24 protein-coding genes, 1 tRNA gene and 1 pseudogene are annotated in these 23,856 nt (G+C 68.3%); 5 read left to right on the top strand and 21 right to left on the bottom strand.

The features are described from left to right. Position 1: 1 nt before the first annotated feature. The 16 genes from IFJ75_RS11015 to IFJ75_RS10940 form a co-directional block, all read right to left on the bottom strand. On the bottom strand, positions 2-754 hold the full coding sequence (locus tag IFJ75_RS11015) for a FadR/GntR family transcriptional regulator (protein WP_225896784.1): 753 nt from the start codon (positions 752-754) through the stop codon (positions 2-4). Further along, entirely contained in the window at positions 754-1,572 is an 819-nt protein-coding gene (locus tag IFJ75_RS11010) for a helix-turn-helix transcriptional regulator (RefSeq protein WP_207868130.1), read from the bottom strand. Before IFJ75_RS11010 ends, IFJ75_RS11015 begins: the two co-directional genes overlap by 1 nt. A gap of 73 nt (positions 1,573-1,645) precedes the next feature. After that, complete coding sequence (locus IFJ75_RS11005) at positions 1,646-2,611, bottom strand: alpha/beta hydrolase (RefSeq protein ID WP_207868129.1); 966 nt, start codon at positions 2,609-2,611, stop codon at positions 1,646-1,648. 10 nt (positions 2,612-2,621) lie between these two features. Beyond that, the gene (locus tag IFJ75_RS11000) at positions 2,622-4,025 is read right to left on the bottom strand and encodes an FAD-binding oxidoreductase (RefSeq protein WP_207868127.1); all 1,404 of its coding nucleotides are present in this window, start codon (positions 4,023-4,025) and stop codon (positions 2,622-2,624) included. A 21-nt stretch (positions 4,026-4,046) separates the two neighbouring features. Beyond that, a complete protein-coding gene (locus IFJ75_RS10995) occupies positions 4,047-6,179 on the bottom strand; it encodes a TonB-dependent receptor (protein ID WP_207868120.1) in 2,133 nt (710 codons plus the stop codon). A gap of 112 nt (positions 6,180-6,291) precedes the next feature. Continuing rightward, complete coding sequence (locus IFJ75_RS10990; RefSeq protein ID WP_207868116.1) at positions 6,292-7,242, bottom strand: ROK family protein; 951 nt, start codon at positions 7,240-7,242, stop codon at positions 6,292-6,294. Beyond that, positions 7,242-8,015, bottom strand: a complete 774-nt coding sequence (locus tag IFJ75_RS10985) for an SDR family NAD(P)-dependent oxidoreductase (RefSeq protein ID WP_207868115.1) — start codon at positions 8,013-8,015, stop codon at positions 7,242-7,244. Before IFJ75_RS10985 ends, IFJ75_RS10990 begins: the two co-directional genes overlap by 1 nt. Before the next feature lie 7 nt (positions 8,016-8,022). Continuing rightward, positions 8,023-9,498, bottom strand: coding sequence for a carboxylesterase/lipase family protein (locus IFJ75_RS10980; protein ID WP_207868114.1), 1,476 nt, complete (start codon positions 9,496-9,498; stop codon positions 8,023-8,025). Between the two features lie 187 nt (positions 9,499-9,685). Continuing rightward, a tRNA-Ser gene (locus IFJ75_RS10975) sits at positions 9,686-9,775 on the bottom strand. Between the two features lie 110 nt (positions 9,776-9,885). Beyond that, complete coding sequence (locus IFJ75_RS10970) at positions 9,886-10,836, bottom strand: NUDIX hydrolase (protein WP_207868112.1); 951 nt, start codon at positions 10,834-10,836, stop codon at positions 9,886-9,888. A gap of 2 nt (positions 10,837-10,838) precedes the next feature. Then, positions 10,839-11,432, bottom strand: coding sequence for a YfbR-like 5'-deoxynucleotidase (locus tag IFJ75_RS10965; protein WP_207932580.1), 594 nt, complete (start codon positions 11,430-11,432; stop codon positions 10,839-10,841). Between the two features lie 122 nt (positions 11,433-11,554). Continuing rightward, positions 11,555-12,523, bottom strand: a complete 969-nt coding sequence (locus tag IFJ75_RS10960) for a methyltransferase type 11 (RefSeq protein WP_225896783.1) — start codon at positions 12,521-12,523, stop codon at positions 11,555-11,557. A 134-nt stretch (positions 12,524-12,657) separates the two neighbouring features. Beyond that, positions 12,658-13,557, bottom strand: a complete 900-nt coding sequence (locus IFJ75_RS10955; protein WP_207868109.1) for an AAA family ATPase — start codon at positions 13,555-13,557, stop codon at positions 12,658-12,660. Between the two features lie 437 nt (positions 13,558-13,994). Next, positions 13,995-14,195 (bottom strand): hypothetical protein, encoded by a 201-nt coding sequence (locus tag IFJ75_RS10950; protein WP_207868107.1) that lies wholly within the window; start codon positions 14,193-14,195, stop codon positions 13,995-13,997. After that, positions 14,192-14,638 carry a hypothetical protein gene (locus IFJ75_RS10945; RefSeq protein ID WP_207868105.1) on the bottom strand — a complete coding sequence of 149 codons (447 nt, stop codon included), beginning with the start codon at positions 14,636-14,638 and terminating at the stop codon, positions 14,192-14,194. The genes IFJ75_RS10950 and IFJ75_RS10945 overlap by 4 nt, the downstream gene beginning before the upstream one ends. 57 nt (positions 14,639-14,695) lie before the next feature. Continuing rightward, positions 14,696-16,510 carry a tetratricopeptide repeat protein gene (locus IFJ75_RS10940; RefSeq protein ID WP_207868103.1) on the bottom strand — a complete coding sequence of 605 codons (1,815 nt, stop codon included), beginning with the start codon at positions 16,508-16,510 and terminating at the stop codon, positions 14,696-14,698. Positions 16,511-16,670: 160 nt separating this feature from the next. On the opposite strand from IFJ75_RS10940, the pseudogene flbT reads away from it, so the two are divergent. The 3 genes and pseudogenes from flbT (at position 16,671) to IFJ75_RS10925 (ending at position 18,474) form a co-directional block, all read left to right on the top strand. Beyond that, positions 16,671-17,112, top strand: a pseudogene (gene flbT, locus IFJ75_RS10935) (flagellar biosynthesis repressor FlbT). Next, positions 17,060-17,425: a flagellar biosynthesis regulator FlaF gene (gene flaF / locus IFJ75_RS10930; protein ID WP_207868099.1), complete on the top strand. Its 366-nt coding sequence runs from the start codon at positions 17,060-17,062 to the stop codon at positions 17,423-17,425. Before flbT ends, flaF begins: the two are co-directional and overlap by 53 nt. 218 nt (positions 17,426-17,643) lie before the next feature. Beyond that, positions 17,644-18,474: a flagellin gene (locus tag IFJ75_RS10925; RefSeq protein WP_207868097.1), complete on the top strand. Its 831-nt coding sequence runs from the start codon at positions 17,644-17,646 to the stop codon at positions 18,472-18,474. Positions 18,475-18,645: 171 nt separating this feature from the next. On the opposite strand, the gene IFJ75_RS10920 is transcribed toward IFJ75_RS10925, so the two are convergent. Beyond that, positions 18,646-18,936, bottom strand: a complete 291-nt coding sequence (locus tag IFJ75_RS10920; RefSeq protein ID WP_207868095.1) for a hypothetical protein — start codon at positions 18,934-18,936, stop codon at positions 18,646-18,648. A 172-nt stretch (positions 18,937-19,108) separates the two neighbouring features. Between IFJ75_RS10920 and IFJ75_RS10915 the strand changes: the two genes are divergently transcribed. Next, entirely contained in the window at positions 19,109-19,597 is a 489-nt protein-coding gene (locus tag IFJ75_RS10915) for a hypothetical protein (protein WP_207868093.1), read from the top strand. Positions 19,598-19,755: 158 nt separating this feature from the next. Further along, positions 19,756-20,355, top strand: coding sequence for a DUF3885 domain-containing protein (locus tag IFJ75_RS10910; protein WP_207868091.1), 600 nt, complete (start codon positions 19,756-19,758; stop codon positions 20,353-20,355). A gap of 402 nt (positions 20,356-20,757) precedes the next feature. On the opposite strand, the gene IFJ75_RS10905 is transcribed toward IFJ75_RS10910, so the two are convergent. The 4 genes from IFJ75_RS10905 to IFJ75_RS10890 all read right to left on the bottom strand — a co-directional run bounded on the left by IFJ75_RS10905 (position 20,758) and on the right by IFJ75_RS10890 (position 23,772). Next, positions 20,758-21,513 carry an exopolysaccharide biosynthesis protein gene (locus IFJ75_RS10905; RefSeq protein WP_225896782.1) on the bottom strand — a complete coding sequence of 252 codons (756 nt, stop codon included), beginning with the start codon at positions 21,511-21,513 and terminating at the stop codon, positions 20,758-20,760. A gap of 42 nt (positions 21,514-21,555) precedes the next feature. Beyond that, on the bottom strand, positions 21,556-21,744 hold the full coding sequence (locus tag IFJ75_RS10900) for a DUF3008 family protein (protein ID WP_207868090.1): 189 nt from the start codon (positions 21,742-21,744) through the stop codon (positions 21,556-21,558). Between the two features lie 77 nt (positions 21,745-21,821). Further along, entirely contained in the window at positions 21,822-22,856 is a 1,035-nt protein-coding gene (locus tag IFJ75_RS10895; protein ID WP_207868089.1) for a hypothetical protein, read from the bottom strand. Next, a complete protein-coding gene (locus IFJ75_RS10890; protein WP_207868087.1) occupies positions 22,741-23,772 on the bottom strand; it encodes a lysozyme in 1,032 nt (343 codons plus the stop codon). The genes IFJ75_RS10895 and IFJ75_RS10890 overlap by 116 nt, the downstream gene beginning before the upstream one ends. Positions 23,773-23,856 lie beyond the last annotated feature (84 nt).

Below are 23,856 nucleotides of genomic sequence, written 5' to 3'. Positions count from 1 at the left end.
CTCAGGCGTCGTTGGCGCTCGGCCGACCCGACATTCCCTGCAGCACATCGTCGATCGAGGCGTCGAAGTGATCCTGCATGGCCGCGACGGCGGCGACCGGGTCCCGGTCGCGAATGGCGTGGGCGACGGCCAGGTGGCGGTCCAGCGTGGCCTGCTTGTCCTCCTCGACCACCCGGGTATCCCAGGCGGCGGGCACGGCGACCTCCATCAGATGAGCGAAGGAGGAGACGATCTGGACGAACAGTGCGTTGTGGCTGGCGGCCGCGATGGCCTGATGGAAGGCGATGTCGTGGCGCGTCATCGTCGATCGGTCGTCGATGTCGCGGACCATGGCCTCGGCCAGACGGACGATCTCGGCCGCCTCGGCGTCGGTGCGCGAGGTCGCGGCCAGGGCCACGGTGCGGGCCTCGATTGTGCGGCGCACGTCCCAGACCTCGGGCACGGTGATCTGGGCCGTGGAGACCGCGTGGTTCAGGGAGGAGGCGATCACCGAGCCGTCGATGGCCCCGACCCGGGCGCGGCGGCCATTGGCGACGTCGATCAGGCCCAGCGCGGCCAGAGCCCCGAAGGCCTCGCGCGTCACGGCCCGGCTGACGCCGAGGCTGGCGACGAAATGGGACTCGCCGGGCAGATTGTCCCCGACCCTGAGGCCCTGATCGCGGATGTGGTCGGTGACGGCGTTTATAGTCGTTTGGACCAGAGAGAGGGGCTGGCCTGCCTGCCCCCCGGCCACGGGCATGAGCGGAATCCCCATCAGGCGGCCAGCCGGGCGGCGCGGTAGTCGGAGGGCGTCTGGCCAAAGCGGCGGCCGAAGGCGCGGGCGAAGCTGGCGTTGTTCAGATAGCCGTTCTCATAGCCGATCGAAGAGACGGGCAGGTCGGTGGTCTCAAGCATCCGGCTCGCCTCGGTCAGGCGGCGCTCGACAATGGCCTCGGCGACGGTGCAGGCGAACATCTCGCGGAAACCGCGGGTCAGCTTGTCCCGGTTCAGGCCGCACTGGGCGGCGATGGAGCCCAGGGACAGCTTCTCGTTCCAGCGGGCGTCGATCAGCTCGCGCACGGCCAGGATGCGGACCGCGTCGGTGTGCGACAGCGAGCCGTTGGTCGACAGGGGCGTCAGGGCCCGGGCGTCCAGTCGGCGCCAGGTCTCCCACAGCAGTTCGATGGCCTTGGCGGCGCGATAGATTTCGCCGGCCTCGCCGAACCGGTCGCAGTCGCGCAGGGCCAGGGCGATGGCGCGCAGTTCCGGCGGCAGGTGATAGCCGTGATGGGCGTCGGCCTCGGGCTGGCTGACCCCCTCGATGCGGGTGAGGGCCGTGGGCGCGACCAGAAGCAGGATGCGCGTGGCGGCGGCGTCCTCGGCCAGCAGGTCGTCGACGGCATTGGCGCCATACACATGCACCGAGGGCGCGACCTCGATGGCCCCGAGGCCATAGGCGACCGCGATGGCCTCAGTCGGAAGGACGATGCCCTCGAACGGACCGCGGCCGATCAGGACCGTCATCTCGGGCGAGACGACCAGGCTGATGAAGCGGGACGGACTTGTGGCGTCGGGGCGCGCGTCAATCTGCATGATATTCCTCCTGCCTCTCTGCTGGAGGCTAGGAGGGGACGATGCACCTATCCGATAGGTCGCGCAAGACCTTTCAGATAGGTCCTTGGTTGAGGAAGCGATGCAGGGCGGCGAAGCTGTCCCGCCGGGCCTGTTGGGCGACGGCGGCGGCCGGATCGAAGTCGAAGCCGTGATAGCCGCCGGGATAGACGTGCAGCTCGGTCGCCACGCCCGCCCTCAGCAGCCGCCGCGCATATTCCAGGTCTTCCTCGAGGAAGAGGTCCAGCGATCCGGTCGAGACGAACGCCGGCGGCAGGCCGGTCAGGTCTTCGGCGCGGGCGGCGGCGGCATAGGGGCTGACGCCGTCGGAGCCGGGCTCGACGCCCAGCAGGGCCGCCCAGCCGAAACGGTTGTTGTGCGGCGTCCAGATGAACTCGCCGGTGTGGGGATGCGGGTCGGCGTGGGTCACGGTCCGATCATCCAGCATCGGATAGATCAGGTGCTGGAAGGCGAGGGCATAGTCGCCCCGGTCGCGCGCCAACAGGGCCAGGGCCGCCGCCAGACCGCCGCCGGCGCTCTCGCCCATGACGCCGATCCGCGTCGGGTCCACGCCCAGTTCGGCGGCGTTGGCGAAGGTCCAGGCCAGGGCGGCGTAGCAGTCCTCGATCGCGCCGGGGAAGCGGGTTTCGGGCGCCAGCCGATAGTCCACCGTCACGATTACACAGCCCAGCCGGGCGACCATGCCACGATGCTGGGCCTCTTGTCCGTCGACGGCCCCGATCACATAGCCGCCGCCGTGAATGTGGAAGATGCAGGAGAAGGGGCCCGCCCCCGTCGGCCGATAGACCAGAACCCCGACATCCGGAGCCCCGGCCGGACCGGGCACGGTGCGGCGGGTCATGTCGACGGCTTTCGACGCCGCGTCCAGCTCGGGCGCCGGCAGGCGGTCGGCGCTTCGCAGGGCGGGGAGCAGATCTTCGGTCAGATCGACCTTGGGCCAGGCGTCGAGCAGGGTCAGCAGCTCGGGATCGACGAGGCGGCGGGTGTCGGTCGGGGTCATGGCGCAGGCCCTACAGGCTGAAGATCTTGCCCGGGTTGAAGAGGTCCTTCGGGTCCAGGGCGCGCTTGATCATACGCATCAGGTCGACCGCGTCGCCCAGTTCCGCCATCAGCCAGTCCTGCTTGCCCAGGCCGATGCCATGCTCGCCGGTGCAGGTGCCGTCCATGTCGAGCGCGCGCTGGACCAGCACCTTGTTCAGGGCCTCGGCCTCCTCGGCCTCTTCCGGCTTGTTCGGATCGAGCACGAAGACGACGTGGAAGTTCCCGTCGCCGACGTGGCCCAGGATGGTCGCGGGGATGCTGGCCGTCGCGAGATCCTTCTTGGTCTCGATGATGCATTCGGCCAGACGGCTGATCGGGACGCAGACGTCCGTGGCCCAGCCGACGCAGCCCTTCCTCAGGCCGACGGCGGCGTAATAGGCCTCGTGCCGCGCCTTCCAGAGCTTGGCCCGTTCCTCGGGCAGGTTGGACCAGCGGAACTCGCCGCCGCCGTTCTCGGCCGCGATGGCTGAGACCGTCTCGACCTGCTCCTCGACATAGCGTTCAGAGCCGTGGAACTCGAAGAAGAGGGTGGTCTTCTCGGGGTAGTCCAGCTTCGACCAGGCGTTGACCGCCTTCATCTGCATGTCGTCGAGGATCTCGACCCGGGCCAGGGGGATACCCAGCTGGATCGCCTGGACGACGGTGTCGACCGCCCCGCCCAGGGTGTCGAAGCTGCACACCGCCGACATGATTGCCTCGGGGATGCCGTGCAGTCTCAGGGTCACCTCGGTGATGATCCCCAACGTGCCTTCCGAGCCGATCATCAGTCGGGTCAGGTCATAGCCGGCGGCCGACTTGCGGGCCCGGCGAGCGGTGCGGATGTCGCGGCCGTCCGGGGTGATCACGCGCAGGTTGAGCACCGCCTCGCGCATCGTGCCGTAGCGCACCGCATTGGTGCCCGAGGCCCGCGTCGAGGCCATGCCGCCGATGGTGGCGTTGGCGCCCGGGTCGATCGGGAAGAACAGGCCGACGTCGCGCAGATGCTCGTTCAGTTGCTCGCGCCGAACCCCGGCCTGAACGGTGACGTCGAAGTCCTCGGCATTGACCTGCAGGATGGCGTTCATCTCCGACAGATCGACCGTGACCCCGCCGCGCGTCGGCGTGGTGTTGCCCTCGATCGAGGTCCCCGCGCCATAGGGGATCACCGGAGTGTCGTGGGCCACGCACAGCTTGACCAGTGCGACCACCTCCTCGGTGGAGTGGGCGAAGACCACGGCGTCGGGCAGCACGGTCTCGAAGTGGGCCTCCGAGGCCCCGTGCTGGGCCCGCATCGCCTCGCCCAGGTGCAGGCGATCCTGGAAGATCGCCCGCAGGCCCGCAAGCACGGGCTCCGGCAGCGGCGCTGTCGTCACCGACGTCGGCAAGGCGCTCATGACGCTTCTCCCCGCCTTCGCCTAGAACTTCGCGCTCAGCCGCACGCCGACCCGCCGCCCGTCGCCCGTGATGCCCAGGTCGTGGACCAGAGCCGCCGGGAAGCCGAAGGCCGCCAGCAGGGACTTGTCGAGATAGCTGTCATAGTAGTCGGCGTCGAACAGGTTGGTCGCGAAGATCGAGGCGGTGTAGTTGCCCCACTCATAGGCGACGTTGGCGTTGACGATCGTATAGGCCTCCAGCGTCGGGAAGACGGTCGGGCTGAGGGTCGAGCCGACGCGTTCGCCCTTGTAGCTGGCCGTCAGGTCGGTGCGCAGTTCGCCGGAGCCCAGCGGATACGTGAAGCTGCCGGTCACGAAGCCGTTGACGTCCGGCTGGAACAGGATCCGGTCCGAGGGCAGGCCGTGGCCGATGATGGCGGCGTATTCGCTGTCGTCGGTGATCCGGGCGTGGTTGTAGGTGCCGCCCGCCTTGAGCTGGAACATCGCATTCGGCGTCCAGACCCCTTCCAGCTCGACGCCGTAGCTCTCGACCGAACCGGTGTTCAGGTTCACCGCGATCAGGCTGGGCGTCAGCGAGTTCTGGCCGATGTAGTGGCTGTAGTCATTGAAGTAGATGGCCGAGTTCAGCGTCAGGGTGCGACTCTCGTTGGTGAACTTGTCGCCGAGCTCATAGGTCCAGACCGAGTCGCCCTGATAGAAGGGGTTGGGCGCGCCGGCCGGGTTTGCGCCGCCGCCGCGGAAGCCGCGCGAGATCGAGGCATAGCTCGAGTGCTGCGGGTTCCAGGTCTTGCGCAGGGTGACCCGGGGCTCCCATTCGTCGGCGGTGTACTGGCCGACGGTGCCGTCGATCGAGACTTCCTGGTGGTCGAAGCGGATGCCGGCCGACAGCTCCCAGTCCGAGCCGAGGTTGTAGAAGCCGTTGGCGTAGATGGCCTGGGACTGCAGCTCGCTGTCGCGGATGGTGTGTTGCGGCAGGACCAGCAGGCCGAGCGGCAGGCCGAGCACCAGATAGCCGGCGTCCAGCGTCTGGCTGATGTCGTCGGTGTTGTCGGACTTCTGGGCGAAGACGCCGACCAGGGTCGAGAAGCGGTCGTTCCAGTTGGTGTCGAAGCGGGCTTCCCCGGTGTAGGTCTGGCGGTCATTGCGGCCGTCGAGGACGAAGATCGCCGGCACGGCCCCGAAGTCGCCGTCGCCCGAAGCCCGGCCGTCCTTGTCGTCATAGGCCAGGATGGTGGTCATGGTCGTGTTCGGCGTCAGGTCGACCACCAGTTTGGCGTTGATCCCCGAGTAGGTGTACTCGGCGATCGAGTTCTGGTTCAGCAGGACGTCGTCGACGTAGTTGGTCGGGCTGTTGACCGTGTTGTACGCCGTCTGGGAGCCGGTCACCCGGTTCCAGTAGGCGTTGAGGCTGAGCTCAGTGCGCTGGGCTTGCGGGACTTCCCAGACAAGGGTTCCGTTGACGGCCTGGGTCTCCAGCGGGCGAGCGTTACCGCCGGCCAGCAGGTTCTCCGAGAAGCCGTCCTGGGTGTGATAGTTCGCCGCCAGACGGCCGCGCAGGCTGCCCTCGATGATCGGGCCCGAGATGCTCGCGCCGTAGGTCTGATAGTTGTCCGGCCCGGCGTAGGACGCCGTGGCGCGGCCTTCGAAATGGTCGGTCGGAGCGCGGGTGATGACGTTGATCGCGCCGCCCAGGGTGTTGTTGCCGAACAGGGTCCCTTGCGGACCGCGCAGCACCTCGATCCGCTCCACGTCCACGACGGGGCTGTTCAGATAGGAGGTGTTGGGCTGGTAGATGCCGTCGATGAAGATGCCGACGCCGGGTTGGACGCTGTCGATCAGGGTGTTGCCCACGCCCCGGATGGCCAGGAAGGCTCGGCCGACGGCGTCGGAGGAGATGTTCAGGCCCGGGGTCAGGGCGGCGACGTCCTTGACCAGATTGATCTGCTCGCGCTCCAGGGTTTCGCCGCTGGTGGCCGTGACCGCGATCGGCACGTCCTGCAGACGTTCCTCGCGTTTCCGCGCGGTGACGACGACGTCGTCGACCTGGGAAGCGCCGTCGGGACCGGCATTCTGAGCAGTCTGGGCGCTGGCGGCGCCGCAGGTCATCAGGGTGGCGATCGCCGTGCCGGCGGCGAGGATGGTGGTCAGGCGCATCGTGTTTCCCCCTATGGGTCCGCGCCGGGATTTTTCCCGGTCGCTGTTGAGGGGAGGCTAGGCGCGTAACCGACCTGTCTGAAAGGTTCGTCGGTGTGCTGGCCCGCAGGATTTATGCGCAGGCCTGTGCCGACCGAAGGATGGGGGCGGCCTCGACAGTCGCCAGGCTTCCGAGCGCCAAAGCGATCGAGCCGAGCGGTCCGGCCCGGTTGCCGAGCGATGGATGGGCGAGGAAGGCCTCGATGTCTTCCGCGATGCGCGGCGCGACAGCATAGCCGTTCAGGCTCTCGGCCAAGGCCTTACGGATGCGGGGGATCAGGTGCGGCTGACCTAGGCCGACGCCGCCGCCGATCAGGATGCGCTCAGGCGCGGTGGTCAGGACCAGATTGTGGAAGCAGCCGGTCAGGGCGTGGACGACGTCGTCCCACACCGGATCGGTCCGGCTCAGACTTTCGGCCGGGAAGCCCGCCTGGATGGCGATGGCCGGGCCCGAGGCGATCCCTTCGACGCAGTCGCCGTGGTAGGGGCAGGCGCCCGGCCAGGATCGGCCCTTGAGACGGGGCACTCTCAGATGGCCGAGCTCGGCGTGGCCCAGTCCCCGGATCGGGCGGCCTTCGACGATGGCTCCGACGCCGATGCCGGTGCCGACGGTGACATAGGCCCAGGACTGCAGCCCCTGCGCGCCGCCCCACCGGCCTTCGGCCAGGGCGGCGGCGTTGACGTCGGTGTCCAGTCCCACCGGCACGCCGAAGCGCAGGGCGCGCTGGATCAGGGAGGTCCCGTCCCAGCCCGGCTTGGGCGTGTTGACGATGCAGCCATAGTCCGGGCGTCGCGGATCAAGCGCCAGCGGGCCAAAGCCGGCGACGCCGATGGCTTGGAACCGGTGTTTGATCCGCCATTCCCTGAGCCGGTCCTCGATGGCGTCGAGCGTCTCCTGCGGGGTGGTGGTGGCGATCCGGGCCTCGGCGCGGATGTCGTCTGGACCCGTGGCCAGCAGGACGACGCATTTGGTGCCGCCCAGTTCGATCCCCGCGACCAGCGGGGCCTCTTCAGGCACCGCCATCACCAGCAGCTGTATCCACCGTCCGCCAGGACGATGGAGCCGGTCATCAGGCTGGCGGCGTCCGAGGCCAGGAAAAGGACGACCGAGGCGACCTCCTCGGGCTCGCCCAGACGCGCCATCGGGGTGGAGTCGATCCAGCGCTTGTACATCGGGGCCTCGCGGTCGGCGAAGGCGTTCAGCGGGGTGGCGATATAGGTCGGGGCGACGGCGTTGACCCGCACCCCGCGCGGCGCCCATTCGGCGGCCAGCGACTTCGTCATCTGGTGCACGGCCGCCTTGGAGGCGTTGTAGTGGGCCTGACCCTGCGGCCGGTTGACGATGAAGCCGCTCATCGAGCCGACGTTGACGATGCTGCCCGAGCCCTGGGCCAGCATGTGACGGCCGAAGGCGCGGGCGCACCAGAAGCTGCCGTTCAGATTGACGTTGAGGACGTCGAGCCAGCGCTCGTCCTCCATGTCCTCGGCAGCGATCTCGCTGCGGGCGATGCCGGCATTGTTGACCAGGACGTCGATGCGGCCGTGGCGGGCGACCACGTCGTCGGCGGCGGCCTGAACGGCGTCGGCGTCGGTGACGTCCAGCGTCAGACCTTCGACCGAATGGCCCTTGGCGGTCATCTCCGCGACGGCGGTTTCGATGGCGGCCGGGTTGCGGTCGGCGATGACCACCCGGGCCCCGGCCTCGGCCAGGGCGTCGACGCAGGACAGGCCGATGCCGCTGGCCCCGCCGGTGACGAAGGCCACGCGGCCGGGGAGCTTGAACAGATCGAGATACATGTCGGCCTCAGGACCAGAAGGGGGCGCAGGGAAGTTCGGTCTCGTGCTCGGCGGCGCCCTTCTCAGGCCGGTAGACCTGACGGGTCTGGGCGTCGAACTCCGGCCAGGGCAGGGAGCCGTCGCGGGCGTAGTCGACCCAGATCCTGTGGACGTGGTCGGCCAGGGCCTGGGGCGGGGCCGCGCCGAGGAAGCCCCTGGGTCCGGTCCCGGTCGGCAGGGTGTCGAACACGAACGGCACCTCGACCGCATGGCAGGCGCCGAGCTGGCCCTCGAAGGCGGTCGAGCCCCAGCCGAACTCGTACATATGGGTCCGGCCCTTGTGCGCGGCGGCATAGACCCGGGCCGGCCAGCGGAACATCAGGTCGCCCATGGCCTCAGTCAGGGCCTCGCCGGGTTTGCCGCCGGGCTTGCGATAGGCTTTCAGCGTCGCCCCGGCGTGCGGCGCCGACCGGCTGAGGACGAACCAGGCCAGCAGCTTGCCAACCTTGGCCTTCACCCCGGTGGGCACGAAGTAGAGGTTCATCTCCTCGCTGTTGGTGCCGATCAGGACATCGATCTCGGCCCCCGCGCCCTGCTTCAGGGCGTCCAGCGGCTTGATCGGGATGATGTCGTCGCCGACCACGGGGGCGAAGCGGCTGACGCCGAAGGTCGGATCGCGGCCCTCCTCGTCGCGCATGTTTATGCGGGTGGTCGGCAGGGAAATCTTCTCCAGCGCCGCAAGGCCGCGCTCGATGGAGGCCGAGCGGAAGCCCGCCAGGGTCGGGGCGACGCCCATCAGCTTCGCCATCTTTTTCGTGACACGCTGGGCGACCGACAGGGGGCGGACGATGGAGCCGTGACCGCTCTGGATGATGGCGCGGCGGAACAGCCCCTTCGCCGCCGGGGAGGGGACCAGATCGCCGATCGACATGGCGCCGGCCGACTCGCCGAAGACGGTGACATTGGCCGGATCTCCGCCGAAGGCCGCGATATTGTCCTGCACCCAGCGCAGCGCGGCGATCGTGTCGTGCAGGCCCAGGTTCAGCGGCGCGCCGGGGATGGGCATGAAGCCGTCGACGCCGAGGCGATAGGTGATCGAGACCAGGATGACGCCGTCACGGGCGAAGGCGGTTCCGTCCTGCACCGGCGCCATCGCCGACCCGCCGACCCAGCCGCCGCCGTGGATCCAGACCATGACCGGCAGGCCGCCTTTGGCGCCCTCGGGCGTCCAGATGTTGAGGTTCAGATAGTCCTCGCCCTTGTCCCAGCCCGAACCGACCAGCGGGGCGAGGTCCAGCGCAGGAAAGTCCTTGAGCAGCCAGGGGGCGCTCGGCCCCTTCTCGCGGCCGTCCCACTCGTCCCAGGGCGCGTGCGGCTCGGGCAGGGCGAAGCGGCGCTCCCCGACGGGCGCGGCCGCATAGGGAATGCCGAGGAAGCGCCAGACGCCGTTGGTGGTCGTCCCCCGGACGGGGCCGCTGCGAGTCGTGACGACGGGTTCGGTCATGGCTTGGCTTCCGGCGGATGTCGGCAGCCAGACTAGAGGGAAAGGCGCGATCGGCGTGAACCGCCTGTTTGCCGTTCCGCAGTTCCGCCTTGCGCACAAGGGGCCATTTCATCCGGGGCGCGATGTGGACCGGAACGGGGATCAAGACGACAGGGGCCTCTGATTGTCTAACGAAATCAAAGGCCGGTGGCGGAGAGGGTGGGATTCGAACCCACGGTACCCTTCCAGGCACGCCGCATTTCGAGTGCGGTACATTCGACCACTCTGCCACCTCTCCGCGGGGCCGTAAGTACGCTTGGTCGAAGCGAGGGGCTTCTCTAGTCGGACAGGGCGTGCGCCGCAAGCGGGTACTGACGATTTTCTCGCCGCCCGCGACCGGCTCCCCAACTAGCGCTGGGCGGGGAGGGCGAGGCCGGGGGCCTGGCCGCCTTGCGGGTCGGCGCCGGTGAAGCGGAAGAGCTCGGCGGGGCGGCCGCCGGTGGCGGCGCTGAGCCGACCGGTGGCCTCGACGAGACCGGTGCGCTCGACGCCGCGGCGGAAGTTCTGCTTGTGGAGCGGCAGACCGGCCACGGCTTCGGCGGCGGACTGGAGGCCCGACAGGGTGAAGGTCTCCGGCGCCAGTTCGAACAGGACCGGGCGGTACTTGAGCTTGGAACGCAGGCGGCCGAGGCCGGTCGCCAGGATGCGGCGGTGGTCCGAGGCCATGGCCAGGCCGGGCAGGGCCGCCGGGCAGGGCTGGTTGCGGTCGCGAGCGGCCTCGGGGACCAGGCCGGCTTCATAGAGCAGCTCATAGCGCTCCAGCACCCGCTCCTCGTTCCAGCGGGCGCCGGGGGCGAGGGCGAACAGGCCCTCGGCGCGGGCGAGACGGCGGGCGTCGGCGCCGGCCCAGTCGCGCAGGGCCTCGGCGATCAGGACGCGGGCGGGGTCCTTCGGGTCGCGGCGGTCCTCCCAGGGGAAGGCGTCCAGCACGGGGGTCCAGTGGGCCTCGGCGGCGTCGGCGGTCGCGGCCTCGCGCGTCAGGGCCAGATAGCCGACCGAGATCTCGCGGGCCCGGTCGGGGCCGGGGGCGGCGCGGGGGCTCTCGCGGCCCGCGTCGCCGAAGGTGTAGAGCTGCTCCACGAAGCCCGGGCGGAAGCCGGTCTGGGCCGTGACGAAGGCGCGCAGGGACAGCTCGAAGGTGCGGTCATGGGCCGGGTCGAAGGGGCCGGACGGCAGGGCCACAGCCTCGCCGGCGCCGGTGGTCAGGACGCAAAGCCGCCCGCCGCGCGGCGGATCCCGCAGGGCCATGACGACCGCCGAGAGGCTGATCCTGACGCCGTGCTCGCCCCCGAAGGCCATCGCTACTCCGTATGCCAGGCGTCGGGAGCGGGCATGATGCCGACGGCCTCGCCGAGGACGCGGAAGCGCTCGAGGTAGCGGGCCTGGGCGATCGGGGCGGGCAGGGGGTCGATGGTCAGGTCGTAGCCCGCCGGCGGGGCCCCGAAGATCTTGAGCGACTCGGCGCGGCCGAAGCCGGCCAGCTGGGTCGCCTCGAAGAAGGCGCAGGCCCGGTCGGCCTTCTTGATCAGGGTCTTGATGGCCACAGGCGACTTGGGCGGCAGGCCGAAGCGGACGTGGATGGCGTCCTCCAGCCGGGCCTCGAAGGCCTTGTAGCTGACGCCGAGCGCCGCCTTGAAGGGGGAGATCATGTCGCCGATGACGTACTCCGAGGCGTCATGCAGCAGGGCGGCCAGGCGCCATTTGGGGTCGAGATCCGGCTTCATATGGACCGCGATCTCCTCGACCACGCAGGAGTGCTGGGCCACCGAGAAGGCGTGCTCGCCGATGGTCTGGCCGTTCCAGCGGGCCACGCGGGCCAGGCCGTGGGCGATGTCGCCGATCTCGATGTCGAAGGGCGAGGGATCGAGCAGGTCGAGACGGCGACCGGACAGCATGCGCTGCCAGGCTCGGGGTGCGTTCTTCGAGGTCGGGTCGGCCAAGTCGTTGATCCTGCTGTCGGCAGGTCAGGTGACCCATCCGGGCCGCGCGATCAACCCCGTCAGGGCCGTTTGGGCCTCTATTCGCCGACGTTGAGGGTCACGAGCTCCTTGGCGTCGTCGAAGACGCCGTCGGCGTTGCGCTCGCGCGAGCGGACGGTGGCCACGACGATCGGGCCGGTGCGCGGACCGCGCGCCTCATAGCCCACCGTGCGCCAGCCGTTCGGAGAGGGGCGGTTGTCGGTCAGGAGATAGGTCTGGCGCACGGCCTCGCCGGGCGAGCGGGTGCGGATCTCGGCGGCGTCATCGCGAGCCTTGAAGCTGACCGCCTTCTCGTTGTCGCCGGTGGTCAGCTGGCCGTTGACCGTGCCCTCGCCGTCGTTGGCGTGGATGGTGATGCCGCCGATGCGGACGTCGGCCTTGTCGCCGTCGGCCTCGACATGGATGCCGGGCATGTGGACGGAGGCGCGGTCGCCCTCGGCGTCGACCCGCATGCCGGGGGCGCTGACGTGGGCGCTGTCGCCGCCTGCATTGGCTCCGGCGCCGGCGCCGGCATAGGCCCCGGCCTCGGCGGCGGCCTCGGCCCGGGCGGCGTCAGCCTCGGCGCGAGCAGACTCGGCGTCGGCCCGGGCGGCCTCGGCGTCCGCACGGGCGCTGTCGGCGGCGGAGCGGCTGATGTCGGCGGCCGTCTGGGGCATGACGGCCAGGAGGCCGGCCTCGAAGCGTTTGAGGATGGGATCGGCGCCGTCGTCGCCCAGGGTGACGAGGTGGAGCTCGACCTCGGCCCCGCGCGGGCCGGTGTAGGTGCAGACGGCGCCGTCCGCCCGCGCCGAGCCCTTGCGGGTCAGGGACCCCAGGCTGTCGGGGCATTGCAGGGCGTCGACGACCTTGAGCACGCCCTTGGCGTCGGTGTCGGAGCGGGTCGTGGTGATGCGGACGCCGCCGTTGTCACAGGCTCCCAGGGCGAGAGCCGGCGCCAAGACGGCGAGGCAGACGGCCAGAGATGTCAAACGCGGGGAGGTCAGGCGGGGGGAGGTCAGGCGGGGCATAGGCGTAGTCCTCTTCACGCGCCTATCCTGCGCTGAACGTCGTCGCATTCCAGTGAAATCGCGGTAATCGACATGACCAAGTCCGTCCGTTCCCGTGTCAGGCATGAAATGCGAAGCGTTCGCAATAGTGAAGCTCAGGACCCGGGGCGGGCGCCTTCGCGGCGGTTCAGGAACGCCAGACGCTCGAACAGGTGAACGTCCTGCTCGTTCTTCAACAGGGCCCCGTGCAGCGGCGGGATCAGCTTGTTGGGCGTCTTCTCGCGCAGGGTCTCGGGGTCGATGTCCTCGACCATCAACAGCTTGAGCCAGTCGAGCAGCTCGGAGGTCGAGGGTTTCTTCTTAAGGCCCGGCGTGTCGCGTATCTCGTAGAAGGTCTTGAGGGCCTCGGAGACAAGGCGTTGCTTGATGCCGGGGAAGTGGACCTCGATGATCGACCGCATCGTCTGGTCGTCGGGGAAGCGGATGTAGTGGAAGAAGCAGCGGCGCAGGAAGGCGTCGGGCAGTTCCTTCTCGTTGTTCGAGGTGATGACCACGACCGGGCGGACCTCGGCGCGGATCGTCTCGTCCGTCTCCTGGACGTAGAACTCCATGCGGTCGAGTTCCTGGAGCAGGTCGTTCGGGAACTCGATGTCGGCCTTGTCGATCTCGTCGATCAGCAGGACGGGGCGGACGGGGGAGGTGAAGGCCTCCCAAAGCTTGCCCTTCTTCAGATAGTTGCGGACGTCGTTGACCCGGGCGTCGCCGAGCTGGGAGTCCCGCAAGCGGCTGACGGCGTCGTATTCGTACAGACCATTGTGGGCCTTGGTCGTCGACTTGACGTGCCAGGTGATCAGGGGGGCGTTGAGGGCCCGGGCCATCTCATAGGCCAGGACGGTCTTGCCGGTGCCGGGCTCGCCCTTGATCAGCAGGGGCCGCTGCAGGGCGACCGAGGCGTTGACCGCGACCTTGAGGTCGTCGGTGGCGATATAGTTCGACGTCCCTTCAAAACGGGATGGGTTCGAGGCGCCCTCGAACCGGTCGGTCGGCTGGGTCATGCGCTGGCTCCGGTCAGTCCCGATGACGCCTAGCGCCGAAGCCGGGGGTTAACAACGATAAGGTTCGCGCGGCCCGGAGCGCTGCACGCGGAAAAACGTTTGCACTCCGAGTGCAATTCGGAGGTCCGGTGGCAGGTTTCGGGTGGAGAAGACTGAAAGCGCTTGGCTTTAGTTTTCGCGCTGAGCTTCGCTGGATTGCACTCGCGTGCAAAGCGCGTGCAAGGCGGGTGGTCTGGATGGCGATGTCAAAGACCTGGGGACAGGCAGTGTACCCCGGGTTTAAGGGATGCTGGTTCGAAAGGATCCGCGAAACGGCAAGGTGTTGGATTGGTTGGGCAATCGGTGCTGGGACGTGCGAGCTTAAGCCTTTGATCCTTTTCACCGCTCATCCCGGCGAATGCCGGGATGAGCGGTGGGGCGCGTGCCCTCTATCGCATCTAGGTAATCCGCTTGACCGACACCGGGTCGCTGGCCGGGAAGGTTTCCTCGACGCCTTCGTCGACCAGGGCTTCCTGGCGGTCTTCGGCGAGGTTGAGGGCGTCCTTGAGCTGGTCCGGCTTGCCTTGCTCGGGGGCGGCGCGGCGGGCGTGGGGGACGCTGGTGTCGCAGTCTTGTTTGGCTTTTTCGATGTCGCTCATCGGATTTGCTCCTGTTGTTCGGCCCCATCCGGGCCGTAGCCGAGGTCGTCGATGTCGTCGTCGGAGAGGGTCTTGGCTTCCCAGTGGGCGGCGCTGGCCTGGGCCCCGCGCTCGTTTTCCATGAGGCCAGAATAGACGAGTTCGACCTCGTCCTCGCCGCGCAGGCCGTCGCTTTCGGCGTCGATCTGGTTCAGGCGCTCGCGGTCGCCGCCGAGGATGGCGTCAGCCTCGGCCTCGATGCCCGAGGCGCCGAGTTCGTCGTCGAGGTCCTGATCGTCCTCGTCGAAATCGTCTTCGTCTGCGTCGCCCTCGGCCTGGGTGACGTCAAGGACGCCGTCGGCTTCATCAAGCAGGAACTCGCCGTCACCCTCATCGTCGAGATGGGTCTCGTCAAAGGTTTCGGACTGATCCTGGTCGTCGCGGCCGTCATCGAGATCGGGCATGGTTCGCCTCCCTGTGTGTTCGCAGGGAAGAACGTCTCGCCTAGCGCGGCTGTTCCGTCAGAAGCCGGACTTAACGACCTGATCGAGCGCCGCGCGGACCTCGGCGATGGCCCGGGGCCAGCCGTCGAAGCCGCCGGTCGCGAAGGTGCGGACGCGCGGATAGAAGGGGTAGCGGTCCGTCGCCAGCAGGTGCCAATCGTCCGGGGCGTGGATCAGCCAGGTCCGGGCGCCCGAGGCCGCGGCCATATTGGTGCCTGCGATGCCCGGGCCGATGACGAGGTCCAGGGCGTTGGACAGGGCGGCCAGGTCGTCGAGGTCGTCCTTGAGGTTGATCGGCGGGGTCCAGATCCTGGCGCCCGCCGCCTCGGCCGCCGCCAGGTCGTCGGAGACGTCGCCGCACTGGAGGTTGACCATGACGCAGCCCGGGGCGGTCAGGACGGGGGCCCAGCGCTCGAAGTTGGAGAAGTAGCGGGCGCGCACGCCGGTCAGGACCGAGCTCTTCCAGTGCAGACCGACCTTGAGGCCGGGGCCGAGCTTCTCCAGCTCCGCCTTCCAGTGGGCGACCTTGGCCGGGTCGGGGACCAGATAGCCGTCACGGTCGGGGAAGTCCGACAGGTCCTGGCGGTAGACGGCCGCGAGGCTGGCCATGGGGACCCAGCAGTCGGCCTTGCCGCCGTCGGGGCCATCCTGCTCGGCGATCTCTTCCATGAAGGGGACGAAGCGGGTCAGGCGGCCTTCGATGCGGACGGCGCGGTGGCCACCGACGACGGCGGTCGGGAAGGTGCGCTGATAGAGTTCGACGAGGCGCGGTTCGACGGCGATGAAGACCTTGCCGGTCGGGCCGACGGCCTCGACGATGTCGGGCAGGACGGTGCCGAAGACCATTTCGTCGGCGATGCCCTGTTCGCCGACGACCAGCAGCCGCTTGCCGGCGACGTCCTCGGTCTTCGGATCCCAGCGCGGGCAGTCGACGAGGACATGCATGGCCTCGGTGAGGTCGGGGTCGAGGCGGATTTCGTAGGTCTCGAAGCCCTCCTTGAGCCGCCCCATGCCCATCAGGGTCAGGGCCTTGGCCATGACCATCATGGCGGCCTCATAAGGCCCCTCGGCGCCGGGAATGGCGGCGTCGAGGTCTTCCAGCGCGCCTTCGTGGTCGCCGAGCGGCTGGCGGGCGTTGGCGCGGTTGTAGCGGGCCTTGGCGAAGGTCGGGTCTATGCGCAGGGATTCGTCGAAGAAGGTCATCGACTGGGCCATCTGGCCCTGATCGCTGAGGACGGTGCCGAGGGTGTTCCAGAGGGTCGGGTCGGTGGGCTCGATCTGGATCATCTCGCGCAGGAGCTCGATGGCGTCGTCATAGCGCTTCTGGTCGCGCATCACGCAGGCCAGGTTGTTGACGCCCTCGATATGGCCCGGGTTGGCGTTGAGGAACTTCAGCAGCAGTTTCTCGGCGATCTCGAGATGGCCGAGGCGCTGGGCCAGGCGGCCGAGATCGTGGGCGATGTCCGGGTTTTCGGGGTGGAGGGCCAAGGCCGCCTCATAGGCGGTGAGGGCGTTGGACAGGTGGCCGCTCTTCTCGCGGCAGATGGCCAGGACGTGCCAGGCGAGGGCATTGCGCTCGTCGGTCTTGAGCACGTGCAGGGCGCGGTTGGCGCCGCCGGCGTAATCGCCCATGCGGACCGAGGCGAGGGCGGCCTTGAGAGTTTCGATCGCCTTCTTCTGGGCCTTGATCGAGGTGCGGTCGCCGGCGAGCGCCTTCGACAGGCGGCGGATGGCCTCGGGCGAGGCGGCGTCGCCGGCGCCCCCTTGCGCGACCGGCATCAGGGCGTGGGCTTCCTCCTGAGGGGCGGAAGGGTCGGCGGCGAGTACGGACATGAAAAATCGTGCGCTGCGTTTGGGTTCTTCGGGCCTGAAATCGCCCTCGGTACGTAGATTGGCCGCAAGCCTCACAAGGGATGGTTAACCACGCCCGTTTAATCTGCGTTCGCCCCGGTGCGTTACGGAAGACGCGCGGGTGAGATTGGGGACCTGCCGGATGCCTTTGAAACTGTCGCTGAAGCCGGGTGAGAAATTTGTCCTGAACGGGGCTGTCGTGCAGAACGGCGACCGTCGCGGCGTGCTGATCCTCCAGAACAAGGCCTCGGTGCTGCGCGAGAAGGACATCATGCAGCTGGAGGAGGTCACCACCCCCGCCAAACGCATCTATTTCCCGGTCATGATGATGTACCTGGACGAGACGTCGGCCCCCAAGGTCTATGACGAGTTCGTTCGCCGGGTGACCGAGTTCATGGGCGCCACGCGCAATCCGGAGGCGATGCAGGACTGCGTCGACGCCTCCAAGCACGTGATGGCCCGCGAGTACTACAAGGCCCTGATGTCCGCCCGGAAACTGGTGGACTACGAAGACCAAGTGACAAAGGTTGAGTGATGCTTCAGGCGTACAAGCAGGCGGCCACGCGGGCGGAATCCCCGCGTGAAATGGAATACCGCCTGTTCGGTCAGGTGACCCGGGCCCTGATGCAGGCCGCGGCGACGGATCCTTCGGACGTCGCGACGCGTATCGACGCCCTGGACTGGAACCGGCGGCTGTGGTCGACCCTGGCCACCGACTGCGCCGACCCGGGCAACGCCATGCCCATGGCCCTGCGCGCCCAGATCATCTCCATCAGCATCTTCGTGGGCAAACACTCCTCCGTCGTGATGCGCGGCGAGGACGATTTCGAGATCCTGATCGACATCAACCGTTCTATCATGCAGGGCCTGAACCAGGGCGTGCAGCAGGCCGCCTGAGGCGGTTTCGGGGGCGACGTTTTCCGCCCGGCAAATCCTGACCGGTCCCCGGCGCAACATGCCGGGTTAACCATACAGGACTGAAACAAACCTTTGATTTTACACAAGGCCAGACCCTCGCGGTCTGGCCTTTGTCTTGCGTGTGCCCTTCCGAGCCAAGAACCGGCTCGACGGCCAGAAGGCCGTTTTCTCCCCGACCAGAATGGAAGGACACCCCCATGGCCAACTCGGTCAACACGAACCCCGGCGCGCTCATTGCGCTCCAAAACCTGAACGCGACCAACGCCCAGCTGACGACCACGCAGTCCCGCATCAACACGGGCAAGAAGGTCGCCAGCGCCAAGGACAACGGGGCTATCTGGGCTATCGCTCAGGGCCAACGTGCCGATATCGGGGCTTTGGGTGCGGTGAAATCCTCGCTCGACCGCGGCGCGTCCGCGATCGACGTTTCGCTGGCTGCGGGCGAGTCGGTCTCTGACCTCTTGCTCCAACTGAAGGAGAAGGCACTGGCGGCGACTGACAAGTCGCTGTCGACGGCGTCCAGAAGCGCGCTGAACGAAGACTTCAAGGCTATCCGCGACCAGATCACCACGGTCACCAACAACTCCGATTTTAACGGGATCAACCTGATTAAGACCGGCGCGACAGGTTTCCAGGCTCTGGCCAATGCGGCCGGCACCGCGACCCTGACCGTCAAGCCGGAAGTCCTGGCGCTGGGGTCCACGAACGTCACCGTCACCGCGACGACCACCATCGGCACCTCGACCCAGGCCACCTCGGCCCTGGCCCTGGTGTCGGCCTCCATCGACAAGGTCTCGGGCGCCCTGGCGCGTCTGGGTACGGCGTCGAAGGCGGTTGCGACCCACTCCACGTTCGTCGGCAAGCTGTCGGACGCGCTGGAAGCAGGGGTGGGCAATCTGGTCGACGCCGATCTGGCGAAGGAAAGCGCTACGCTCCAGGCTCTGCAGACGAAGCAGCAGCTGGGGGTGCAGGCGCTGAGCATCGCCAACCAGTCGACGTCCGTGCTGACGTCTCTTTTCCGCAACTAAGCCGCGTTCAGGGATCAAGCGCCGGAGGGGGAAACCTCTCCGGCGCTTCCTTTTTTGAAGGGGAGGGCGCTAGGCGCCCGCCGCTATCGCTCGCCGCGCGGCGGCTCGCTGCTTGAGCGGGGTCTTTTGCCGCTATCGCTCGCGCCGCGGGCGCTTGCTGCTTGAGCGGGGTCAGACCCCGACGACGACGAGCCAGCCGATAACCGGGAGAACGGTGACGCCGAGGGTGATGAGTGCGATCCAGCCGGGGACGGGTCGGGCCCGGGTCGAGATGGCCCAGACGATCAGCCACAGGCCGGCCAGGACGACGTGGATCCCCAGCCACTGGCGCGGCAGGAACCAGAAGAACAGAGGGCCGGTCGCCATCTCCACGACGACGCCGGCGAGGGCGATGAGGACGAGGGCCAGGGCATAGCCGCCGCCTTCGGACCTCCAGCCTTGATGATGAGCAACCGTCCGCACCGGACGCCTCGCGCTTCTGCCTTCAAGGTGAGAGTGTCGTTCGAAAGGGCCCAGCGGGACATCGGGTCAAACCCCGTCGACGGAAGCGGGACTTGGACCTCCGGCCATTGTCGAGCAGGGTGAACAAGGCGCCGGATACGAAGAAGAGCCGGCGGTTCGAAGGGGGAATCTGATGAAGGCTGCGAAAGGACTCGCGACCTTTGGGTTGGTCATCGGTCTTGGTCTCATGGCGGGGGCGGTGCAGGCCCAGGAGTTGTGGAGCGGCGCGACCGCGGGCATGTCGACACGCGAGGTGTTGCGGATATTCCCAACCGCGCTCGCCGCGTCCGATCCAGTGAAGACAACGAGTTTCGGCAAGCTCCTGGTCTCGATTCCGGATCAGGACGTCTTCGGCCATCGTGGTCGGGCCGAGTTCTATTTTGAGGCTGACCAGCTCAACACGGTGCGCCTATGGATTGAGCCCAAGGATCTGACAGAGCTGTCCAACAGAACCGTCCTGGAGAGGATGCAGGCGGAGCTCCCGGAACCGCCCGACTGCTTTTTGGGGATGTGCGTCTGGCGCCTGCCGACTCGCACCGTCGCCTTCAGCGACGGCAGAGTCGATCCGCCCAGCGCCGTGCTGGTGGAATACACCGGTCCCTCACCGTATCGCTCGCGGTAGACCGCGCGGCCGCAGTGGGAAGTCAACGAACATCCGCCCCATTGACGACCGCCTGATCGAGTCCCACCTTCATCTTCCCTGTTAGCAGCGAAAGGAAGCAAGACACACGTTGCGCACGTGAACTCGCTTCCGGCCAGACTTCCAGCTACGCTTGCTGAATGGAACCTTTCAAACAGGCTTGGAAGCATTTCCACGCAGCGCGTCGGCCCATGGGATGGATGTTGCGAAATGAGGGAGTTCCGAACTGGATCCGGTTTCATTCATTACCGCAATCAAAGCGATACGCCGACACCGACGAGGAACGCGCGATCCTTCTGGCTCGTCAGAATGCCCTTGCCACCGAGGTCCTTAACGTCGGGCCATGCTGGTTAGTCCAGACGCATTGGACGACGCTTCCCGGGGAAGTCGATTGGGCGGATCAGCACGACCCGTTTTGGGCGACCCGCGAGTATGGACTCGAATACGCGTTCGAGTTTCTTGAGGAAGATGGCGCGGACGAGGACGATCCGGGCGGTGAACCCGACCGCCCGTGGCGCGTGCACGCCGCACCGACTGACTGGTCGCCAGGCCAGTTCGATCACTTACTCATTTCGATTGCCGACGAGAAGGCGGGCTCCACGCTCTGGATGGGAACCGATGGCGCAATCTTCGCGCCCTATGATGGCGGTATCGATTTGTTCCTCTCCGGCCCGGAGGCCGTCGAACTTCTTAGAAGCCGCCACCCTGGCTGGCTTTCAGACCATCCACTTGGACTCTGAGGGCGGCGGAAATCCCCTCAACCGCGAGATTGACGTTGGGTCAAACGAGTCCCACATTCAAGGTCCTGTTTGAACAGTCGAAAGGAGGTGATCAAGTGATCTCATTGTCCCAAACCCGTACGGTGACCGAAGCTTGGTCCTCCCACGAGGTCCGGGTCTGAACTCCTTTGCGCGCTGACGGCCTTCGGGACGGTTGAGCGCAGAAGACAGACTGGTTTCTGGTCAGGCCGTACGCGGTCAGACAATGAGGGCCGTCGGAGCAATCCGGCGGCCCTTTTTGTTTTGGGCGCTACCGCTCGCCGCGCGGCGGCTCGCTGCTTGAGCGCCGCTTTCGGGCGCTACCGCTCGGCCCGCGCTGCTTGAGCGGTGGTAGGAGGGTGGGCGGTGTGGGAGGCCGGGCGCCTACCCCAGCAGGCCCGCGAACCAGCCGGGGATGTGAGCGAACCAGCCGGCGATGTGGGCCAGCCAGCTGGCGGCGTGGTGGGCGGCCTCGATGGCGGTGCGCCAGATCAGCAGCAGATAGGCGACGGTCGTCAGGGATCCGAGCACGCCCACGAGTACGGCGGCCCCGTCCTTCTGCATCACGCCCAGGGCGAAGAAGACCAGGCCGATGCCCGGCAGCATGTCGCCGAACGGGATGGGGAGCGCCATAACCAGGGCCAGCAGGACGCAGGTAATCCCCATCAGGACCTCGCTGACCGCTCCGGTCAGGAAGCTGAGACGCGGCCGGGTCAGGTTCTCGACGCGGCGGATCGGACCGATGACCTTGGAGACGGCGGTGCGGTAGGCGGCGCGGCTGACGGAGACGCGCAGGGCCCAGCGCGGCAGCCAGACCTCATTGCGCTGGAAGGTCAGTTCGGTCGCCAGAAGTATGATGGGCATGGCGAAGACCGCCTTGCCGCCCGGGGGCCAGGGGAAGAGGGCCATCAGCGACAGAACCAGGATCAGGGCGCCCAGACCCCGGTCGCCGAAGGCCTCGACCACCTCGCGCAGCGTCAGGGTCGGGCCCTCCGCGACCCCGAGGTCCTCCAGCACCTGGGAAAAGGTGCGCTGGCTGTCGGGAGAGGCGTGAACCAGAGACATCGGCGGCCGATCATCGGCCCAATGCGGCCCCGGGGTGATGTAGTCGGCGCCGGACCCCAGCGCCAGCGCTGACACAGAGTGTTACAGCGATTTCAGGTTGCGGAACGCGGGTCGGCTTCAGCGGTCCGCGACGTGCTCGGGTTTGCCCTTGCGTTTGGTGTGGGCGAAGTCCTCGAGCTGTTTCTCGGTCATGGACTCGGCCATCGACTTCGAGGCGCCCTTGAGCTTCGATTTCGGCGTCTCGCCGCGCTTGGCCGACAGGGCGGCGCCGGCGGCCTTCTGCTGGGCGGCGGATTTGGCGGGCATGGAGAAGCTCCTCGTTCGAGGAGGGGCAACGGCCCCCGGGCGGAAACTGTTCCTGCGACCGGAAGCCGACGGTTCGGCTATTCCTCTTCCGCGCGGCCCCAGCGGCGGTACAGATTATAGGCCGATACGCCCACGCAGGCGGCGCCGACCACGGCCAGAACCACGGCGATCAGGACGGTGCCGTCGCCGCCCGAGCCTTCGCCCGCGGCGCGGCGGAAGGCGGCCATGGACATGCCGAACGACACCAGGCCGAAGCCGCCCATGACGCCGTAGGCCGCCAGTTCGCCCCAGGGAATCCGGGCCGGGGGCGTCTCTTCAACGACCTCGTGACGCAGGATGTTGCCGGGCGCCAGACGCAGGGAGCCGTCATCCTCGAACAGGGCCGGGGCGTCGTCGCCCGCTTGCTCGCCATGGGGCCAGACCAGACGCGGCGAGGCGAAGACCTCCGCTTCGGGCGCGCCGTTGAGGACCAGAAGCTCGCCGTCGGTGCGCGGCTGGCTGGTCGCGCTGATGGCGGCGGACCAGGGCTCGGCCGTCGGGGCCGGTTGAGCGGAAGGGGCGCCGAAGACAGGCATTTCCAGCGCCGGCTCAGCGGGCGCCGTGAACGGCGACGGCTCGGGTTGGGTAGGGGCCGGAGGCGCGACGAGGGCGAACGGATTGGGCTCGGCCTCGATTACCGCCGCGACCGGGGCGGTGCCAGAAGGGGCGGGCGCCTCCGGGAAGGGAGAGGCCGCGAAGGGGTTGGGCGCGACGGGGCTGGGCGCGACGGGCGCCGTCGGCGCGGGTTCGCCGACATACCAGGGCGCGGGTGTGGGCGCGGGCTCGGGCACCGGCTCGACGGGCGTCTCGATCCGGGCCTCCGTCGGGGCTTCGGCCACAACCTCGGTCACCGCCTCGATGGGGGCTTCGGCAGACACGGCCTCGGCCGCGACGTCCGTGGGAGCGGCCTCGACCGGAGGGGCGGCGAACGGATTGGCCTGGGGCTGCGCGACGGGCTCAACCGCCGGAGCCGGTTCGGCCAGGGCCGGGCGGAAGGCGTTGGCGATCGGCGAGCGGATCGCGCCGGGCAGGGGGCCGACGATGGCTCCCGAATAGGCCGAATAGCGCTGCATCGGGAGGCTGGCGGCGAAGCCGGCGGCCGGGGCGGGCGCGGGCGCTTCGGGTGCGGCTTCGACAGCCTCGGGCGTCGCGACTTCGGGCTCTACGGCGAGCGCTTCCGCGACCGCAGCCTCTTCGGCGACGGGCGCCTCGGCGGGGACCTTGATCGCGGGGATTCGATCTGCGCGACCTCGGCCTCGGCTTCGACCTCAGCTTCCGGCTCGGGCTCCGGCTGTCGCAGGACGGGGGCGGGATCGGCCAGCAGGGAGGCGACCGCGGCGTGGCGCGCGCTCTCGGCCAGATTCCGGGTGAGATCGAGGTCGGGCGCGACGTATTCGGACGGAACCTCGGTCTCGGCGGAGGTGGTCGTGACGGGCGCTTCGGCGAAGACCTCGGCGGCGGGGGCTCTACCGGGGCGGGCGTGGCGACCAGGGGCGGCGGCAGCGGGGCGGCCAGCAGGTCGGCCAGGGCGACCGGGGAGCCCGGATTGGCGACGAAGAGGGCGCGCTCGGCGGCGCGGCGGCGCAGGGCGGTCTCGGCGACGACCGGCTCGGGCCAGCCGATCATGGCGTCGGCGGCCTCGCCCGCGAAGCCGGCGTTCAGGCGCGACAGGACGTCGGAAGACTGGAAGCGGTCGACGCCGACCGAGAAGGCGAAGCTGGCCAGGGCGTCGAACTGGTGCTGGTTCAGAACGGCGGCGACGCCTTCATTGACGGCCTTGGCGACGGGGATCAGGTCGTATTGCAGCAGCAGTTCGGCGTCGGCCTCGGAGACCACCGCGCCCTCGCGGGCCGACAGGGTGTGGCCATAGCCGATCACCCACTGGCCGTCGTCGCGGCGGATGGCCCGGGGGCGGAAGCCCTCGAAGCTCTTGATCAGAATGACCCCCTCCCGGGAGATCTTCAGGCGCTGGATGACGGCTTCGGACACGGAATGACCCAAATCGAGACAGGCGGGCTCGCCCTGAAGGAGAGGGAGCAAGGCCCGCGCCGCAACATTGCCGCACTGCGGCGC

Origin of the sequence: Brevundimonas goettingensis (assembly GCF_017487405.1) — a bacterium.
Lineage (GTDB): Bacteria > Pseudomonadota > Alphaproteobacteria > Caulobacterales > Caulobacteraceae > Brevundimonas > Brevundimonas goettingensis.
The sequence above is the reverse complement of the archived record's forward strand: the minus strand, read 5'-3'. Positions and strand labels throughout refer to the sequence as shown.

Excerpts from the sequence above, each read along its gene's own strand:
- IFJ75_RS11015 (WP_225896784.1), bottom strand. The coding sequence starts at position 754 with ATGGGGATTCCGCTCATGCCCGTGGCCGGGGGGCAGGCAGGCCAGCCC.
- IFJ75_RS11010 (WP_207868130.1), bottom strand. The coding sequence starts at position 1,572 with ATGCAGATTGACGCGCGCCCCGACGCCACAAGTCCGTCCCGCTTCATC.
- IFJ75_RS11005 (WP_207868129.1), bottom strand. The coding sequence starts at position 2,611 with ATGACCCCGACCGACACCCGCCGCCTCGTCGATCCCGAGCTGCTGACC.
- IFJ75_RS11000 (WP_207868127.1), bottom strand. The coding sequence starts at position 4,025 with ATGAGCGCCTTGCCGACGTCGGTGACGACAGCGCCGCTGCCGGAGCCC.
- IFJ75_RS10995 (WP_207868120.1), bottom strand. The coding sequence starts at position 6,179 with ATGCGCCTGACCACCATCCTCGCCGCCGGCACGGCGATCGCCACCCTG.
- IFJ75_RS10990 (WP_207868116.1), bottom strand. The coding sequence starts at position 7,242 with ATGGCGGTGCCTGAAGAGGCCCCGCTGGTCGCGGGGATCGAACTGGGC.
- IFJ75_RS10985 (WP_207868115.1), bottom strand. The coding sequence starts at position 8,015 with ATGTATCTCGATCTGTTCAAGCTCCCCGGCCGCGTGGCCTTCGTCACC.
- IFJ75_RS10980 (WP_207868114.1), bottom strand. The coding sequence starts at position 9,498 with ATGACCGAACCCGTCGTCACGACTCGCAGCGGCCCCGTCCGGGGGACG.
- IFJ75_RS10970 (WP_207868112.1), bottom strand. The coding sequence starts at position 10,836 with ATGGCCTTCGGGGGCGAGCACGGCGTCAGGATCAGCCTCTCGGCGGTC.
- IFJ75_RS10965 (WP_207932580.1), bottom strand. The coding sequence starts at position 11,432 with ATGCTGTCCGGTCGCCGTCTCGACCTGCTCGATCCCTCGCCCTTCGAC.
- IFJ75_RS10960 (WP_225896783.1), bottom strand. The coding sequence starts at position 12,523 with ATGCCCCGCCTGACCTCCCCCCGCCTGACCTCCCCGCGTTTGACATCT.
- IFJ75_RS10955 (WP_207868109.1), bottom strand. The coding sequence starts at position 13,557 with ATGACCCAGCCGACCGACCGGTTCGAGGGCGCCTCGAACCCATCCCGT.
- IFJ75_RS10950 (WP_207868107.1), bottom strand. The coding sequence starts at position 14,195 with ATGAGCGACATCGAAAAAGCCAAACAAGACTGCGACACCAGCGTCCCC.
- IFJ75_RS10945 (WP_207868105.1), bottom strand. The coding sequence starts at position 14,638 with ATGCCCGATCTCGATGACGGCCGCGACGACCAGGATCAGTCCGAAACC.
- IFJ75_RS10940 (WP_207868103.1), bottom strand. The coding sequence starts at position 16,510 with ATGTCCGTACTCGCCGCCGACCCTTCCGCCCCTCAGGAGGAAGCCCAC.
- IFJ75_RS10925 (WP_207868097.1), top strand. The coding sequence starts at position 17,644 with ATGGCCAACTCGGTCAACACGAACCCCGGCGCGCTCATTGCGCTCCAA.
- IFJ75_RS10915 (WP_207868093.1), top strand. The coding sequence starts at position 19,109 with ATGAAGGCTGCGAAAGGACTCGCGACCTTTGGGTTGGTCATCGGTCTT.
- IFJ75_RS10910 (WP_207868091.1), top strand. The coding sequence starts at position 19,756 with ATGGAACCTTTCAAACAGGCTTGGAAGCATTTCCACGCAGCGCGTCGG.
- IFJ75_RS10900 (WP_207868090.1), bottom strand. The coding sequence starts at position 21,744 with ATGCCCGCCAAATCCGCCGCCCAGCAGAAGGCCGCCGGCGCCGCCCTG.
- IFJ75_RS10895 (WP_207868089.1), bottom strand. The coding sequence starts at position 22,856 with ATGCAGCGCTATTCGGCCTATTCGGGAGCCATCGTCGGCCCCCTGCCC.